The organism is Sporanaerobium hydrogeniformans (genome assembly GCF_002735925.1).
GTDB classification, from domain to species: domain Bacteria; phylum Bacillota; class Clostridia; order Lachnospirales; family Cellulosilyticaceae; genus Sporanaerobium; species Sporanaerobium hydrogeniformans.
Genome location: NZ_PEDL01000004.1, coordinates 100,192 through 118,201 on the forward strand (window position 1 = coordinate 100,192; position 18,010 = coordinate 118,201).

Annotated in this window: 15 protein-coding genes; 1 reads left to right on the plus strand and 14 read right to left on the minus strand. The window is 36.4% G+C overall.

Translation table 11 applies throughout. The features are described from left to right. Nucleotides 1-58 precede the first annotated feature (58 nt). Nucleotides 59-967, plus strand: a complete 909-nt coding sequence (locus CS063_RS06180; RefSeq protein WP_099448823.1) for a helix-turn-helix transcriptional regulator — start codon at nucleotides 59-61, stop codon at nucleotides 965-967. Here the strand turns inward: CS063_RS06180 and CS063_RS06185 are convergent. The 14 genes from CS063_RS06185 to CS063_RS06250 form a co-directional block, all read right to left on the minus strand. Continuing rightward, nucleotides 957-2,264, minus strand: a complete 1,308-nt coding sequence (locus tag CS063_RS06185; protein ID WP_099448824.1) for a TRAP transporter large permease — start codon at nucleotides 2,262-2,264, stop codon at nucleotides 957-959. The two genes, CS063_RS06180 and CS063_RS06185, sit on opposite strands and share 11 nt — an antisense overlap. After that, on the minus strand, nucleotides 2,265-2,735 hold the full coding sequence (locus CS063_RS06190) for a TRAP transporter small permease (protein ID WP_099448825.1): 471 nt from the start codon (nucleotides 2,733-2,735) through the stop codon (nucleotides 2,265-2,267). A gap of 9 nt (nucleotides 2,736-2,744) precedes the next feature. Beyond that, nucleotides 2,745-3,770: a TRAP transporter substrate-binding protein DctP gene (dctP, locus tag CS063_RS06195; protein WP_099448826.1), complete on the minus strand. Its 1,026-nt coding sequence runs from the start codon at nucleotides 3,768-3,770 to the stop codon at nucleotides 2,745-2,747. Nucleotides 3,771-4,406: 636 nt separating this feature from the next. Further along, entirely contained in the window at nucleotides 4,407-5,075 is a 669-nt protein-coding gene (locus CS063_RS06200) for an HAD family hydrolase (protein ID WP_308415441.1), read from the minus strand. 93 nt (nucleotides 5,076-5,168) lie between these two features. Continuing rightward, nucleotides 5,169-5,657: a DUF4330 domain-containing protein gene (locus CS063_RS06205; RefSeq protein ID WP_099448827.1), complete on the minus strand. Its 489-nt coding sequence runs from the start codon at nucleotides 5,655-5,657 to the stop codon at nucleotides 5,169-5,171. Nucleotides 5,658-5,687: 30 nt separating this feature from the next. After that, nucleotides 5,688-6,197: a DUF4330 domain-containing protein gene (locus tag CS063_RS06210; protein WP_099448828.1), complete on the minus strand. Its 510-nt coding sequence runs from the start codon at nucleotides 6,195-6,197 to the stop codon at nucleotides 5,688-5,690. Then, on the minus strand, nucleotides 6,190-7,341 hold the full coding sequence (locus tag CS063_RS06215; RefSeq protein WP_099448829.1) for a glycosyltransferase family 4 protein: 1,152 nt from the start codon (nucleotides 7,339-7,341) through the stop codon (nucleotides 6,190-6,192). The genes CS063_RS06210 and CS063_RS06215 overlap by 8 nt, the downstream gene beginning before the upstream one ends. Continuing rightward, the gene (locus tag CS063_RS06220) at nucleotides 7,338-9,194 is read right to left on the minus strand and encodes an O-antigen ligase family protein (protein ID WP_099448830.1); all 1,857 of its coding nucleotides are present in this window, start codon (nucleotides 9,192-9,194) and stop codon (nucleotides 7,338-7,340) included. Before CS063_RS06220 ends, CS063_RS06215 begins: the two co-directional genes overlap by 4 nt. A gap of 10 nt (nucleotides 9,195-9,204) precedes the next feature. Further along, nucleotides 9,205-10,731, minus strand: a complete 1,527-nt coding sequence (murJ, locus tag CS063_RS06225; RefSeq protein ID WP_099448831.1) for a murein biosynthesis integral membrane protein MurJ — start codon at nucleotides 10,729-10,731, stop codon at nucleotides 9,205-9,207. A 15-nt stretch (nucleotides 10,732-10,746) separates the two neighbouring features. Then, nucleotides 10,747-11,847 carry a polysaccharide pyruvyl transferase CsaB gene (csaB, locus tag CS063_RS06230; protein ID WP_099448832.1) on the minus strand — a complete coding sequence of 367 codons (1,101 nt, stop codon included), beginning with the start codon at nucleotides 11,845-11,847 and terminating at the stop codon, nucleotides 10,747-10,749. Between the two features lie 58 nt (nucleotides 11,848-11,905). Next, on the minus strand, nucleotides 11,906-13,033 hold the full coding sequence (locus tag CS063_RS06235) for a glycosyltransferase (protein ID WP_180270710.1): 1,128 nt from the start codon (nucleotides 13,031-13,033) through the stop codon (nucleotides 11,906-11,908). Between the two features lie 291 nt (nucleotides 13,034-13,324). Continuing rightward, complete coding sequence (locus tag CS063_RS06240) at nucleotides 13,325-13,756, minus strand: hypothetical protein (RefSeq protein WP_099448834.1); 432 nt, start codon at nucleotides 13,754-13,756, stop codon at nucleotides 13,325-13,327. Between the two features lie 29 nt (nucleotides 13,757-13,785). Continuing rightward, nucleotides 13,786-16,617 carry a phosphodiester glycosidase family protein gene (locus tag CS063_RS06245; protein WP_099448835.1) on the minus strand — a complete coding sequence of 944 codons (2,832 nt, stop codon included), beginning with the start codon at nucleotides 16,615-16,617 and terminating at the stop codon, nucleotides 13,786-13,788. Between the two features lie 26 nt (nucleotides 16,618-16,643). Then, nucleotides 16,644-17,903, minus strand: a complete 1,260-nt coding sequence (locus CS063_RS06250; protein WP_099448836.1) for an LCP family protein — start codon at nucleotides 17,901-17,903, stop codon at nucleotides 16,644-16,646. Nucleotides 17,904-18,010: the final 107 nt, after the last annotated feature.

Consider the following 18,010-nt stretch of genomic DNA (forward strand, 5'->3'; position numbering starts at 1 on the left):
TGTATACTATCACTAAATATAATGACTTTAAAATTTAACGAAAGGCTGGAATCTATTCTTGGATAAACTACTTTATTTTGCTGAAACAGAAGGTATTGCACTAGAACGCATGCAACGTATAGGTAAATTTGATATGAATGTGAAACACTTTCATAATGAATATGAGATCTTCTACTTATTAGAAGGTAAAAGACAGTTTTTCTTTGATAACCGTGCTTATGAAATCAAACCCGGTAGCCTTATATTAGTCAATGAAAATGCCATCCATATGACTCGGGCAAATTCTGATGAGGATATAGGACATGATCGGATTATTCTTTACATTAATAAGCAAAAGATGAAGGAATTAGATAACCTCTTTCCTACTATTAACCTTGTAAAGTTTTTCAGAGAGCAATATGGTGTTTTTCACCTTAATGAAGAACAACAAACGCAATTTATGACTTTTTACGAATCATTAAAACAAGAGTTTGATACTAAAGAACGTCATTCTCATGCCATGATTGCTATGCAAATCATCATGTATTTTATTGAATTTATGCGCAAAAATCAAGCACACAAAATTGCAGATATAAATTCCAATACAAGTGCCAAATACCAAACTATTTATGCTGTATCTGATTATATCTCTGAGCATTATACTGAATCACTTTCCCTTGAATCCTTAGCAAGCTACTTCTTTCTTAGCAAATATTACCTGTGTAGAAGCTTTAAGGAAGTAACAGGCTATGGCATTAATGAATATATTCACATTCATCGTATTCAAAAGGCTAAACAGCTTTTAGAGGAGACTAAGCTTAGTGTTTCAGAAATCTCGCAAATGCTTGGCTATGAAAGCCTTACTCACTTTGAGAAAATCTTTAAAACCTATATGACTTTGTCTCCCCTAAAATACCGTAAAACACTTAATATTGTTACTTATACCAACGATCTCCCTATTACTAGTGGTCTACAGCTTAACCCATAAGTCCTAATACAGTTGGTAACCATGTACTTAAAGCTGGAATATAGGTAACCATTAATAGACCAATAAAGATAGCCACAAAGTAAGGAATTAAGGTTTTCATAACCTCTTCTACTTGAAGCTTTGCCACACTACAGCCAATGAATAAAACGTTCCCAACTGGAGGGGTAATCGTACCTACTGATAAATTCATTACCATCATTACTCCAAACTGTATAGGATCCATACCGATACTTGTTACAATAGGCATAATGATAGGTGTGAAAATCAGTAAGGCAGGTGCCATATCCATAAAGGTTCCAACAATTAATAATAAAATATTGATAATAAGTAAAATAATAATTTTATTATTGGAAATCCCTAGTACTAGGTTACTGATAGCTTCTGGAAGACCTGTAAAGGACATAACAAATGAAAGTACAGAAGAAGCACCAATGATGAGCATAACAATAGCCGTCATAACACCTGCTTCTTTTAAAATCTCTGGGATTTTACTTAATTTAATAGATTTATACACAACTACGGATAAGAAAAACGCATATGCAACGGCTATACCTGATGCTTCTGTTGGTGTAAAATAACCTGATAAAATCCCACCAATGATAATAACAACTAGGAATAAGCTTGGGATAGCATCCCAGATTGTTTTTAAAACAATTTTTGTGGTTAAATGCTCACCTTTTATAACATAGCCTTTCTTTTTACCATAAATAAAGGCTACAATCATACATAAGGCACACCATAACAAACCTGGAATCCAGCCTGCCATGAATAAAGCTGCTACGGAAGTTCCTCCACTGGCAGCAGAAAAGACAATAAATGCCGTTGTTGGAGGGATTAATTGTCCTACAGGTGCCGTTGCAATATTTACAGCTGCTGAATAAGCATCTTCATAACCGTGCTCCTTTTGAAGAGGATGAAGTACACCTCCCATAGCTGTTGCTGCGGCAATACCTGAGCCTGAAATAGAACCAAACATAGCATTCCCAGCAATATTAGTAAGGGCTAAAGAACCTGGTACCTTACCTAATACTAATAAAGCCATATTAATAAGACGTTTTGCTATCCCACCATTACTCATTAAAAGCCCTGCTAAAATGAAAAAGGGTACAGCTAGTAGTGTAAAGCTATCAATACCACCTACTAACTTTTGTGCTGAAATGAACATCCCAAATTGTGGGGTTAAAAATGCAATAATCGATACGAGTGCAGAGATAATAATACTAAAAGAGACTGGTACACTAAATGCTAAGAGCAAGAAGAATACAGTAACGAGCATTAATGCTACTTGAAGTTCCATCTAGTTTTCCTCCTTCATTTCTTTTATAAATCCAACTAATCTTACTAGGCAGTAAAAGCTCATAAGTACCCCACTTATTGGAAGACATGCGTAATAAATAGGCATTGGTAATTGCATAGCTGGAGAAATTTGTCCAACTGAATTTAGCATTACCATGGTTCCTCCCATAATTAATACAAAAATACTTAATATAAGAATAACCACTTCAATCATCATTTTTGTTTTTATTAGATTTTTTAGTTGGAAGGTTTTCGTTATCAAGTTAATAGAAATATGTTTTTCTTGTCCATAGGCATAAGGCATCCCTAACATCGTTAGCCAAATCAGTGCATAGCGTAAAAATTCCTCTGTATACTTGCTTGGATTATTTAAGAGAAATCTTGTTGCAACCTGCCAACAGCATCCTAGTACCATTATCCCCATTAAACTAACGATTAGTGTACCTAACATTTTATTTAATGCTTTCATCATATTCCTCCCCTAGTTTCCACTATATTGTTGGATATCTTCATATAATTTTTGGTAGTCCTCACCTTTTGCTACAAACTCTTCATGTAGTGGTTGTACCGCTTCTATAAATGCACTCTTATCAATATCACGATATACCGTGATTCCCATTGCTTCTGCTTCTACAATAGCCTCTTCCATCATACGATTGTACATCTGCTTGAAATTGTCATTAACCTGAGTAAGACATGCTACTAAATAGTCTTGTTGCTCTGTTGTTAAATCGTTCCAAGTCTTTGTACTGATGATATAAATATCAGGTGAGTACTGATGCTCTGTATATGTATAAGACTTTGCAATCTCTGCATGCTTATCAACAGTTAAGGCAAGTTCTGTATTTTCAGCTCCATCAATAACACCTTGCTGTAAAGAGGTATACGTTTCACTTGCAGACATTGGAACAGGAGAAGCCCCCATTAATTCCAACATCCTCATGGAAGCTGAACTTGGCATAGAGCGCAATTTCCTCCCTTTCAGTACAGAAGGGTCTGTTGCAGGAACATTTTCCTTTAAATAAACATTTCTAGCTCCATTTGCATAATAGCCAATGGCAATGTAGCCCTCTTCTTCATTTTCTTTAAATAAAGCCTTAACTGCCTCACTTTTTTCCATTGCTGCATAATAGTGTTCTTGCCCTGTAAACAAGTATGGCATTGCAAAAATAGAATAGTGATCATTAAATTGTCCGAGTGTATTCGAACTTACTTTTGCCATATCTAATACACCTGCTTTTACCATCTCAATAGCTTCTTTTTCTGAGCCTAACACACCACTTGCATAAATATCTACTTCTAGATTCTTGCTTGGATCTTGGGCAACAAAATCTGAAAACAAAGCAATTGATTGCGCAATTTCTGACTCTTTTGCTTGGTTATGTGCCAGTCTAATTTGTATTTTGTCTGAATAGTTTGCACTAGAGACACTTCCAAATATAGAAACTGATGTAATGAGCCCAATCATTGCAGCTGTAATGCCTAAAACCTTTTTTACACTTTTCATTTTCATGAACCTCCGAGTAAATTTAGACTTCTAATATGTATATATTGCACATATAAAATTGTACAATTTGTACATATTATCTCATTTAAAAAGATAGTTTTGTATGCATTTTTTATATTACTATCTTAACATGAAATACAGTATACTTCTCTTCCTATATTGCACAAGACCTTCACTTTTCAAATAATATTGCTCTTTTATGGTAAGCCTATTGAACACTATTCCTTATGATTTTATTTTTCGCATTCATTTATTATAAAATAGTTCTAACCCAGCTTCTTAAAAAGATGCACTTTATCTATTCTATTTAATCTTTATTGCTTATGAAATACTCCTTATTTTTTATTTCTTCTATACTTTTTATATAAACAGTTATTTGCTACTACTTTTCCACAATTCTTTTCTCAATAGAAATAGCTCTGACGTGTCTTATGAAAGACCAGTCAGAGCTATTTATTAATGAAGGGGTATCATAAATAAAAAATTTTTCTTAATGATGGAACAGTCTACTATTTCTTTTTTTACTAATTAAAGTATATAGTAAGTTAACCTATGTAAAAAGAGTATTCATCTATCCTTAACCTAATCGACTTCTAGTTGTAACCTAAAGTAACATAATTGCAATTTAAAAACGGTTTATTCCTCTTCTTTCTTAAATAAAAGCTTCTCAAGTTCTTTTACTTCTTCTAAATAGTAATCACAATTTTTATGCATGTATTCAATGATAGAAGGCACACTTTGCGACCAGCCTGCACAAGCAAAATCCACCTGACAACTCCTTGCCATATCATAACCTGGCTTCAAATCATCTACCATCAGGAGATCACTTGGCAAAAGCTTATAAGTACGCATAATTTCCTGTAAGGGATAAGGCTGAGGTTTACGCTTTTCCTCACCTAGTTCCCAGCCAAAAATCCTATCTGGCTGAATCCCTCCATTTTCTTTATAATCTCTACGAATAGCTGAAGATGAAGAGTGAGAAACCACACAAACAATCCCCCCTTCTGCCTTATATCTTGCAATAATCTCCCTCATTCCTTCATAAAAAACAGGTACATGTGTATTTACATAATCTTCCCAAACTTGGAGCTGATAAGCCATTTCCTCTTCTGAAAAACCTAATACCTCAAAGCATAACTTGTTAAATCCAGGCTCAAAACAGTATAGCATAAATTCCTCTAAGGTCATCTTAAGCTCTGGTCTTAACTTCTCTAATGTTTTTAAAAAAGAGGGAAAATGAATTTCTGGTGTACTCTTCACCACCGTATCATCATGATCTAAAACCAAGCACTTATATTTCAACATATAATCCTCCTCCTTACTCGCTTTGTTTCCTCTAGTCTAGTCTAAAAAAGAGTAACCTACCTCTCCTAATAAAGGTACGCTACCCTCTTAATACTATTTAATCACTTGAAGACTCTTTACACTGCACTCAGAAAGCTGCACCCACTTCGTATCCCACGCCAGATTTCCACCTACATAAATCTCTGTATTGGAGCTATCTAGGTAAACTCTTTCACCTGAACGACCTTCTGTACGTACTGTCACATAAGCTGTATAGCGATCCGGTACCTCTGCTTTTACAACCGTCCCATTAGGCATGGTAGCCGCTTGCACATAAGGCACACTCTCTACATTTATAATTGTTCCGCCATTCAATTTTGTCTTTTGGGTAAAAATATCTCCTTTTCTTTGGAGGGCATCTACTGTAAACTGTCTAATATTATTTACTTCCATTACATATTCAATGGTAGCTGGTGTTGAAGTCTCAGCTGCCATTTTACCATAGAAGCGGTAAAAGCCACCACCTACGAGGACAATGACTACTAAAAGTGCTAATAAATCGATAATATTCAGTTTACCTAATAATTTCCCGTTCTTATCCATCTTTCTCCACTCCTTTCACTTTAAAGTCTCTTATGGGTTAGGTGTACTAGCTGTATCAAGCTCTACTACATAGCCTTTTCCTGAATAGCCTTTCCCTTTGACGAAAATAGCCTTTCCTACTTTAACTTCTGTATTTCCTACCAAAACACTGGCGTCACTCTCATTAGCATTTGCTTCAATTGTAATATAGGCTGTATAACGTGGATCTTGTGGCGCTACAAAGTTATATTTTCCAGTTGTTGTATCAAAAGCTTGAACCATAGTTGGTTCTGGTTCAGAGATAGCTGTAATCCTGCCATAGTCTACACTGTCTATAGCAATATTAACTTCATCGCCTACTTGCATTTGATTAAAAAGCTCAAGGGGTGCATCACGTAATTCTACTGTAAAAGTTGCTTTTGTTTCTTCCATGCCTATACCCATCTTCTTGCCAAGGCCTAATATTCGGCTCCCTATTATAAAGGCAACAATAAGTACAATGATTACCACTACATCTATTATATTAAATTTCATTTTCTTTTTATTTATTTCCTTACTCACTTTTATCACCACCCATTTTCTTATTTACACCTTTTTGTTCTAATACACTTCTATAAAACGCCTCTGTTTTTTTTGCCATAACAGTTGCCGTATAATTTTCTTCATAAACAATAAAGGCATTCTCTCTCATTTTATTATAAGTCACTTGGTCTTGGAGTAAAGTAAGCACTTCATGAGCTAGGATTTTATACTCACCTACTGGTGCTACAAAACCATTGATGCCATGTCGAATCATACTCGCATTCCCCCCTGCATCTGTAACAACAGCTGGTATACCAATACTCATCCCCTCAGAGAGCGCCAAGCTTTGTGCCTCTGTATAAGCTGTATTCATTTGAATGGTTGTAATACTAAGGATTTCTTCTACCTTTTCTACAAAACCAAGCATTCGAATTTTCTCTTGAAGTCCTTGTTCTACAATCTGTTTTTTGATAGCTTCCTCATTGGGGCCTGTCCCTGCAATAAGAGCAATTACATCCGATCTCTCTTTAAAAACCTCTGCCATTGTTTGAACAAAAATATCATGTCCTTTTTCTGGTGAAAGCCTTGCTAAAATCGTAATGACTGGAACATCTTCCGCTAGCTTATATTTTTTACGAACCGCAAGCTTTTCTTGTTCTGATAAAAGAGGAAGCTTCCCCACACCATTCAGAATGATGTCTATCTTTTCTTCCTTAAGCCCCATATTCATAAGAACAGGTAAACATTCATTGGCTACCCCAATCACACCATCACATAAAGCATTATTTAAAGTACTTTTTAGTACCTTCTTAATTCCTTTATCTGATTTTAATGCATAGGTATCTACATAATGCCGTGTATAAACAACTGCTTTTACACCTGCTAACCTAGCAGCAATACGTGTACTTAAACTAGCATGTGCATGAACGATATCTGGCTTAACTTCTTGAATCAGTTTCCTAAACTTTATAATATCCTTAAGAGCAAAGGATTTGTCTCCTTCAATATCTAATTCAATAACCTTGATATTTAAGTTTTCCATGTAACCCTTAAGCAAACTACCTTTTGGTAAGGCTAAAATAAGTTGAAAGGCAGCTTGATTTATTTCAGACAAAAGGTTTATTAAATATTTACCTGCCCCCCCTATATTCGTATCATTACATACATGCAGTACTTTTATCATAGGGATGCCTCCTTATTATTGATAACACGTAAAAAACTCATTGCTAGAGCAATAAAAACAAAAAAGATAAGAATTAAGCGGTAGTTATAAAAGAGGTGATCAAATACGCCTTGCACTAAGAAACCTATCACTCCAGCACTCATTCCTAATGTAATGATCGCTATATCTTTATCCTTTATCTTCATAGCCTTTGTATAGCACGTTGCCATCTTCCTGATAAATACAAGGATAAGAGCTAAAAATAAAACAAGTGCCATGATACCACCATCTAGTAAAAGCTGAATAAAGGTATTATGTGAATGAAGTGCAAATACATAATAGTAAGCATAGAAAGGATAGACATATCCATAAGCACCTGTTCCCATCCCTACGCCTGTCCATAGGAAATCACCTACCATACGTAAGGAAGACATCCAAATCTTCACACGAACTAAAGTAGAAGACTCCTCCATATTACCAATACTTGCAAAACGATTGATAATACTATCTGGTAAAACCAAAGGAGCTACTAAAAGTGCGGGGATAAATAGACCCCATAGTCTGCCATTATAAAAGGTCATAAATATAATAATGGCTACCCCAAACCCTAGCCAACATCCTCTAGAATAAGTTAAAGCTAAACAAAGAATCATAATCCCTGTACAACCTAAATAAACAAGCTTAGGTAGTAACTTTTGTTTCGTACATACAAGCCCCATTCCTAGACTTGTTGATAAAATCAGATAAGCCCCTAAAACGTTAGGATTTTCTAAGGTAGAATAAGCACGCATTTTAAGGTCTTCAAACATCTCTTGATCTACCCAACCATTATTTACATTCCATCCAAATACATATTGCATAATACCATAAAGGGCAACTAATGTACCTGATAAAATAAAGAATTTCACCACATTCATAAGCACTTCTTTTTTATTAGTTATATTCACACTTATCAAATAAAAGCCCATAAAACAAAGGTAAATAAACCAAAGTACAAAGCTACTCATACGACTGTAGGAATATAAGCTTGCTACAAAGAACACGACTAGGAGTCCCATAATAAGAAGTCCTACTTCATCTAATACCCATTTAAAGCCTTTTTCCATAAAGCTTTTTACTACTAAAGAAAGAATCGTTAAAAAGACTAAAGGTAGCACAAACTTAGTACCTAAAAGAGGTGCAACAAATACGACAGCATAAAGGCCATACTCTGGACGATAAAAAATCATAAATAAAGCTGTAAACGCTGCAACTAAAACACTTGCCATAACTGGTCCTATCTGTGCCCCTGTAGCAGCTGTCAGCACACCTAAGCCTATCCCATAAATCAGATGACGTAACCTATCTTGAGAAACGTAAAAGTCAAAGTCTATCTTAAAGTCTAAAAGATAAAATACAGCTTGCATCACTTTACTATGCTCTATGATACGCATCCCATCACGGTTCATAAGAATCCCTATTATTCCTACTCCTATAGCTCCTATGACTACGTATTTATTTAACCCTCTATGTAGTAAGGCATAGAGAGCTGTAAAGCTTACCAAAAAAGCTCCTATTAGATTGGTATTTAAAGAAAAAACGCTCCAAATATAACGGCGTAATTCCCCTAAAACACAGCTCTGCCTTACCCCCTCTAAAGAAATCTTGTTTCCTATCCATTCTAAGCACCTGAAGGGGGTATAAAAAATCTTGTAAGTTCTACTTTCTTTGTAGTCTCTTTTTTTACCTTCCCTCACTAGTAAAGAATAAAAAAAGCTATTTACAAATAACCTTTCCACAAAGGCATATAAATGAGTAAGTAGCTTATAAAGATAACTGTCCTTATAAAGCATCCAAAAATAAAGAAGCATTGAGCCAAAAAGGCTGTTTTCCATTTATTTCACCTCACTTTAGTTTTGATTGAATAAAGTCTATAAATTGCCAAACGGTAGACACCTTTAAACCGATACAGCTTACTAAATAAACCGTTGCACCTATAATTGTAGGTACGATTACACCTAAAATAGCATTCTCAAAAAATCCTCTCGTTACAAAAACAATACCGCCCATTAATGTAACAGCTATTACCATTTTCCCCAGATCTACAAGCTCTTCCTTCTGAGCAAAATCACCTAGTTCCCTACTCATCATCATAAGATTTAAAATGGCTGTTACAATATACCCAAGTGCAATAGCATACCCTAAACCAACGATTCCTAAATAGGGAGGTAAGATAACACTCCCTATAATATTTACGCCCATTCCAATCATAGCTGTATACATAGGTGTTTTGGAATTTTTAAGGGCATAAAAAATTTTATTAAGGATTTCATTGTAAGAATGAGCCAGCATCCCGAAGCTACACCCCATAAGAGCAGCTGCTGTAAGAGCTGAATCTGCTGCTGTGAAGTTTCCTCTTTCAAAGGCTAACCTTACAATGGGAAGGGCGAGTAGAATAAGTCCAATCATAATAGGTGCCATAATAAAAGTGATGGTACTTAGTAAGAGTCCCCTCATTTTCTTAATGTCATCCTTTCTTCCTGAAGCCTCTGCCTTTGCAAGATAGGGAAAACTGAGGTTGGATGCTACAAAAGCAAAGACACCTGTAATAACAATATAGAGTTTATTAGAGTAGCTAAGAGCTGTAAATGCCCTTCCATCGTTTAAGTAAGAAGACATTCTTAGGTTAATAAGAGAAGCAATAGGTGGTGCCCATGAACTAATCAAAATAGGCACAGCTAGCTTAAGCGCCATACGCATCTCTGGTGTATTGAGCCTTAGAGTAGGTCTATATTTAAATTCAAACTTCTTTAAATGAGGTACCTGTACAAGGGCTTGTGCCGCCCATGCTAATACCCATGTGATGGCAAGACCATAAATACCACCTTTTTTTATGAAAAACAAAAAATAACCAATCAAAAGGGCATTAAAGACTACACTCAGCATAGAGGTAATATAAAACTCACCATTGGAGTTAAGTATGCCTACAAATACATAGGTTAACCCTGTAAAAATAATCATTCCAAACATAATACGGGAAAGCCCAATAGCAAGCTCTGTCGTTGGAGCATCAATTCCCGGTGCAATAAAGCCAATGAGCCATCTATTAAAAACCAATCCAAAGATTGTCAGTAAAATGGTAATGACTAACACACCATTTACATAATCATTGGCAAACTTCATCGCTTTTTTCTTGTTTTCTTTGGTTAAAACAGAGTTGTAGATAGGAATAAAGGCTGCTGTAATCACACCACCGATGACCACATCAAAGAGCCTAAGCGGTACCTCTGTAGCTGCTGTAAAAGCTGTGGCCTGCATACCTGTGGCATAGACTGCTGCCAAAATCATATCTCGAACCAATCCTAATACTTTTGCAAGTATGGTGGTGATGGCCATAAACCCTGCGGTTCTGATGGTCTTACTATAATCCAACTTCTTCACTCCTCATTATTTGTAGGAAGCTATGAGTTTTATAACTTCTTCCGTATTTTTCCGAGCTAAGCACTCAAACTCGGGCTTTTTATCTTGTAATTCCTTTTTAAGGATCTGCCTCTTTGTCCATACCTCTTCAATGACACTTAGAAGCTTGTCCTTATGAAGTTCCTCTACAGCTCCTGCCGAATGCTGATGGGTATAACGTAAAAGTCCCTCTACCTTCGGGTCATAAACAATACCTACAATAGGTACACACATGGACACAGCATAAATGAGTGCATGAAGACGCATCCCAATCATTAAATCAGATGCCTTAATAATAGCGAGTAATTCTGTAATATGATACTCTCTTTTTAAAAGATAGCTAGGTGCCTGCATCTTACTCGCCACCTGCTCACAAACGTCAAAATCTTGACTCATCTGCAAAGGGGCAAGTAGAATCTGAGCATCATATTTCCTGGAAATCTCATCAGCTGCTTGGGCGATAACCTGGGTATATTCTTCGATATTTTCACCCCAAGGGCGCACAGATAGGGTGATAATAGGCTTTTCCTCTACTACACCTATTTCTTTTAAAAGCAGCTTTACTTTTTCTCCTTCTACTTCTTTAAGAAGCATAGCTGGGTCTGCCGTCACTTCTATACGAGGCTGGGTAATTCCTAAGCTTTCTATCTCTTCTTTAGACATAGGCTCACGAAGGGTAATAAGCGATACTTTATCTAATATTTTTTTGCAAAGCTTACGGTTTTTTTCTTCTTTAATAGGTCCAATCCCATTGGCATAAAGCATAACCCTCACACCTAAAAAATGAGCTAGCCTAATAAGCCCTAGATAATAAAGAAGCGAACGTGTACTGGTCACATCTTGGATGAGGCTACCCCCTCCACTTATAAAGAGACGAGACCTTTTCATCACTTTAATGACCTCAAGGATATTAAAACGCGAAATAGCCTCTACTCCATAAATTTCTTTTGTTTTCTCAGGTGTCTTGGAAAGCACAGCAATTTTGATTTGAGGATTAACCCTTTTTAGTTCCTGAACCATACCTAATAAAATGGCATCATCACCGCTATTGCGAAAACCATAAAAACCTGATATCAATACATCTATCATTTTGTAAAACTCCTAACTTGACCAATTTGGCTAATTGCTGCTTTTATCCTGGTACTTCTCAGTCTTTTAAAACCTTTTCATAAACAGCTAAATTGTCCTCTGTCATTTTCTTTACAGAGTAATACTTTTCAATAATCTCATAACCATATTCTCCAAGCCTTTTTCTTTCTTCTTCATTAAGTGCTAAGAGTTTTTCTAAATCTTCTTTCAGTAGGGATGGCTCACACATCTTTTCACCACGGCAAGTAAAGTTGGAAGCCTTTGCTGATGCCCATTTGCTTTCATCAAAAATCCCTATATAACCTTCATTACCCGCTACAAGGGTAGGACATTTAGCAGCCATAGCTTCTAGTGCCGCTCGGCTTACTCCCACAAAGAGATCTGCAAGAGCTGTAAACTTATTAATATCTGTACGTGGTCCTCCTAATAAAATGAAGGAAACTCCTAGCTTGCTATTAATAGCCTCTACCTTTGCCTTAACCCTTTCAAAGTCATTCCCACCACCTACAATAATGATTTGTAAGTTAGGGTGCTTTTCATAAAGCTCTGTAGCAACCTCTAAAAGATGATGTACAACTAAACTTCTATCTTCATCTAAGCGGCTAATATAAACAAGTTTTATTTTATTTTCATCAATCCCCAGCTCTTTAACCACATCTTCATGAGGAATCTCTGGACTAAACCGCTCAGTGGAAATCCCATTAATGGTTACCTTAATCTGTGACTCTGGAATAGAGTAGTTATCCATCAAATATTTCTTAATGTCCTCACTAACTGCAATAGTTTGTGGCCCCCAATCTGTGGTCACACGATAAATCCAAGCCGTATTAAATACCCAATGAGCAGAGGTCACAAAAGGAATACCTGTCTCCTTATGAATTTTGCCCAAAATAAAGCCTGGAATACGGGCATGGGCATGAATAATATCAATTTTTTCTTCTTTTATAATGGATTTAAGCATTCTATAAGCCTTCCACATATTGAGAGGATTTTTATTATGGAGAGGCACCTTAATATGCCCAATGCCTTCCTTGCTTAAATCTTCTTCAAATCTTCCACCATTGGAAACAACTACGGGAATGTGTCCTGCTTTTTTAAGACCACAAGCTAACTCTAAAACATGGGTTTCTACCCCACCTATATCAAAGCTCATTAATGCGAGTAAGATTTTTTTACCTTTTTGCACCTTATTCATCCTTGCAATTATATATTTAGGTTTTAGGTGTACCTATAAACACATGGCTTTATTATTGCTCTAAAACTTTACCCTATATTATAGCATACCCCCTCTATACAAATCTAGCCTTTGCATAAATCTGTGGTGTACATAGCTTTTCATTCTGCTAAAAAGAAAGTAAAAATTTATTCAAATCGCCTCCAGACTTCCACAGTGTGGATAAAATAAAGCACTAACCCTATATCTCTAACAGGTTAGTGCCTTATTTCTATGCTCTTATTTCTTTAAAGAATTTTGTATTTATTGCACCACATATCCCCCACGCACCATAACATACATCTGTTTTGTGGCGATAATTCCTCTACCATCATCTCGTGGAATGAGTAAGAGGTGGTATTTAGGAACTGGTTTACCATTTGCAATATCAGAGCCTGCTGTAATATTTTGTACGCCTCCAGCTTCTGAACCAATGACTTGTCCTTCACCTGAACGCATGATGATTTCTGTCCCCTGCTTACCAAGTAAGATTTGTCCTGGCTCTAGGCTCATTACTTCATAAGTAAAAGTAGTAGATGTAGTGTTTTGTTTGCTCAGCTCTGCTATCTTCTGGTCTACATAGCTTTTTGTTACCACTGGGTCTTCTGATGTTCCTGCTCCATACTGTGCAGCATAGACTGTGGAAATGGTGGCAAGTAGTATGACTCCTAATAAAATCTTGGTTCTCTTTTTCATAAGACACCCCTTTTCTCCAGTTATTTTCATTATTTAATAAGCTTATTAAAGGTATAATAAATATCTTCCCCTATTATTTTAAAACGTAGATACATAGCGTCATTAATATTATCGGTTGTAGATTCAAATCCATTTAAGCGGATATAGCGAATGCCATCTTCCATACGTACTTCACTTTCATTGCCACCTGTGAAAATAACAAAGATATTGGTACCATCCTTTTCGCTTTTGCTTTTTAAAACATCATGAAGAGCCATTCCCTCTCTTGTGTCATTAAACTGAGTTAAAGGATTTACACGTGTAATAAGGATAATATTTTTTGCACTTGTTTCATTAATTTGTTTTGTCATTTTTGCCCATGCTGAGCTATCAGTTAGGCGAATACTTCCAGAGTCAGAACCAACCATCATAATTTTGGTAGCATTCATATCCAGTGTCTCTAGTTTATTCCTATAGCTATATAAAGAAGCTGTAATAGGTAGCTCACTATTTTTATTAGAGGCTTGCACTACTAAGTTAGTCTCTTTTGAAAGCTCCTTACCAATCGTTTTCTTTGTTGATTCTTCTAAGGTAAGTGTATTAATAGCCGTTGGTCCAATTATATTAAGCGTTTGCTGCCCAGCCTCTATACCACTTAAGTCACTGCGATAGAGTGGGTCAAATTTATAATGGTCATAAAGGGTAATCCCTTGAGTTTTACGACTACCTCTTGTGAAGGAAACATGATCCACATAAATAGCACTTGTACGTTTTTCCGCTACTTTAGGTGCTACTGTATAGACACGGGTGATTTTAGCAGGTAATTGCATGCCTTGTGGTAAAGGTACCGAGAAGTATTTCCAACCATTATGTGTTAAGCTATCGGATACTTTCAGGTAGTACTTTCTCCCTTTACTGTCTTCCACTTGAAGTTTTACAGCATCCTTTTGATTAGAGGCATAGAGCCATAGGTTAATGGTTGCTGCATCTGTTGGAACAGTTATAGGCTTCATTAAGCTCATAAAGGCCGTTTGCCTATTATTGGTTTTAGCTAGGTTATATGTCATTTTGATACTTTGTGTGCCGTGATATTTAACTTCTTTAGAGTGCTCTACCTTCCCTGTTACTGTACTGGTATCTCCGCCCCATTTAGCGCCGCTTTCTTCAAAGGAATCACCTAAAATAACACTGGCGCCGCCAATTACCTCTACTTCACTAGATACATTACCATACTCGGCTCTTAATAATGCGATAGCTTTGTTCGTTACACTAATGGTATTACCCACTCCCTGTACAGCCCCATTATTGGTTTCCCAATGGAGCTTACTTGCAGAAATAGGTATTTTATAGCCCTCTACATCCACGCCATATACCTTCACACTCTTAGAGCTATTTTCATCAATTTGGAGTTTACTTGGCTCCACTACTAACCCTACTGGTGCCTCATGCACCTGGACTTCTGTAGCCACCTGGATCCCTTGATAATCTGCTATAATTAATCCTTTCCCCGCTGTAAGAGGTGTAAAAGTATTGTTTTCAAATACACCTTCTATGCCGGTTACACTGTATACAACTTGATTGGTATCTAAGCTTACAGGGTTTTTATTACTATCCGTACCTCTTACTTTAAAGCTAATAGGTTCTTCAACAAAGGTACATGTACGTTCTAACTCTATGTATAATTCATTTAGGCTTCCTAGAGGTTGAGTTGTAAAAATCCCTACCCCATTCACTACTTTTCTAAGAGCACCTTCTGATGGTTTGTTTTGAACAGTAGCTGTCGTTTCTCCTTCACTACGTGCAACAACAGTTGTTGAGCCGCCTCCATCTAAATACATAGCATCTTGTACACCATAGCCTTTAAGAAGGTTAATAAGTTCATTATGCGTCACTCCTATGGAAGCTCCTCTACCATCTATTCCTATCAAAAGTACTTCTCCAGCCTTCTTAGTTGTAGCTACAATAGTACGTGGATTTTTAGCATTAGGGGATACTACATTGGTACTACCTTTGTAGGCCTCTCCCCCTTTCATAATGAGGCCACCTCCTCCAACTGCCATTTTTACATCACTTACCGAGGTGGCTATCTCATTATTAAGGTAAAAGTCTTTTTTAACTTCTACTATACTCCCTACAGCCATAGAACCTTTAAGCTTATTATAATAGCTACTATCCATCAAAATAACATAGCCATCTTGAGGAATATCTACCGCTTCACCCATCCCTACTTGTCTAACTACCCTATCGTTTTCTACCACTATAGTGCAAGCTCCTACGAACTTGGTAACAATACTTAAGGTGTTTTTAAGATAGGTGTTATCGATAATAACAGGTGCTGAAAGAGTGGACCCTACTTTGTTATAAGCTCTTATAGAGCTAAGCCATTGGCCATCTGCATAAAGAGTTATCCCCATACTGAAATAATTAAGAAGGATGTTCTCCTTATTATCAATTAAAAAGGTTCCCATGTTTACCCCTGGTCCTACATCTGTTACAAGCCCATTATGGTAAGCATGCTTTATTTCTCCCTCCTCAACAACTGGTCCAAAACTAGGTGTATTACCGACAAGTCCAAAGAAATCTGCATTTACACCTGCCACTGCTCCACTATTTTGTACCATTTGCAAGACAGTTTGCCTCTCACCTAATACTGGTGATTCAATCGGTCTAAGTGCAATATTTTCATCAAATAAATTGGCTTTTAAAAGATAAAGGTCAAGCCAACCTGCTTCGGTAAGTACAGCTTCTTTGGTAAGCGTTGCTCCTTTTGTAACGGTCTGTGTTTCTGTTTTTTTATAAAGTATACTTGCTTGTAATGGCGTTATTTGCCCTACACCTATCATTCCCACAAGAAGATAGGTGACTAATTTTTTGCATCTCATTTCATGGCCCCCCTAGCTGTTTTTGCTTATTGATTACTTCCTAATATTATTTGAACATCTACTGCTTGATCATCTTTTTGAATAACGATTGCATTGGGATAATAAGTCTTAAATTGTAAGCCCCTTGCCTTATCTTTGGTATAAATAGTTGTTGTTTGCAAGGTTTCCTCCGTATAGTTCCCAATACTGCTTACTTGGTAACCTTCACTTTCAAGCTTTTGTTTGGCAGTTCCTGCTGCTCCTTTAATCCCTCCTCCATTTAAGATTTCAATAGTTACATTTTTATCTACAATAGGTTCAGGTTCTGGCTCTGGTACCTTATCATGAATTACGCGGTCAATAAACTCTGGCAGAGCTACTTCGTCTATTACATAATAGGACTTATTACCGATATATTTGCCTTCACCTGGGATAATATCAAAGGTTAAGTTGGTTGTGTCAAAATCTTTCATGTATTTATAGTAGGTACTTATTTCACCAGGTAAAACGTCTGTTTTAACGGAAGAGATAAGTACAGGTACTAGTTGCGGCACCTTGGTAATAATACTTGGATCAAGTATCTTTTTTGCAAAAGCTTCTAAAAAGAGCTGTTGAGTTTTGATACGTCCTACATCTCCTTCTGCATACCCTTTTCTAAAGCGTACTAGCATCTCGGCATGTTCCCCATCTAGTGTTTGAAGTCCTTGCTCAAGGTGAATATACAAGTCTTGGTAAGGGTCTTCATAGTGCATCGCCATAGGTACATCGACCTCTACCCCTCCTATTTCATCAACAATCTTGCGAAAAGCGTCTAGTGTCACAACGACATAGTTATCGATCGTTATATCTAATAGATCTTCTATTTGTGCAATGGTAAAATCTCTTAAATGGTCCATTCCACTATAAGCACTCATCTCATTAATTTTAGAAACAGAAATTGTATAACCTTTTTCCTCCTTGAGCATTTGTTGCTGCTCAGGAGTCCAAGCTACATACGTGTCACGTGGTACAGAAATAACCTTTACTTTACCTGTTTCACTATTGAAGTTCACTAAGAAAATAACATCTGTACGATATCCTTCTATATCTACACCGAAAACGGCAAGAGTTTTATTAATATTTTTCTCTTGTGTAAAAGGATTATTAAAACCTAGTCCGCCTTCTTTATTATTATCTCCAGTATAAAAAAAGTGTTTATAAGCCCATACTCCTGCTGCTATAATAACGAGTCCAATGATTAATGTAATGCAGGCAGATTTTATAAACAAACGCCAGAGTTGGTTTTTACTTGACTTCTTCTTCTTCATCTTATTCCTCCAAGTTGTCTTACAGCTATTAAAATTTCTTCACATGCATTGTTGTCGTATATTCCTATGTTTTCTAAAGCTCTTTATTATTTTTCTTCTTATTTTTG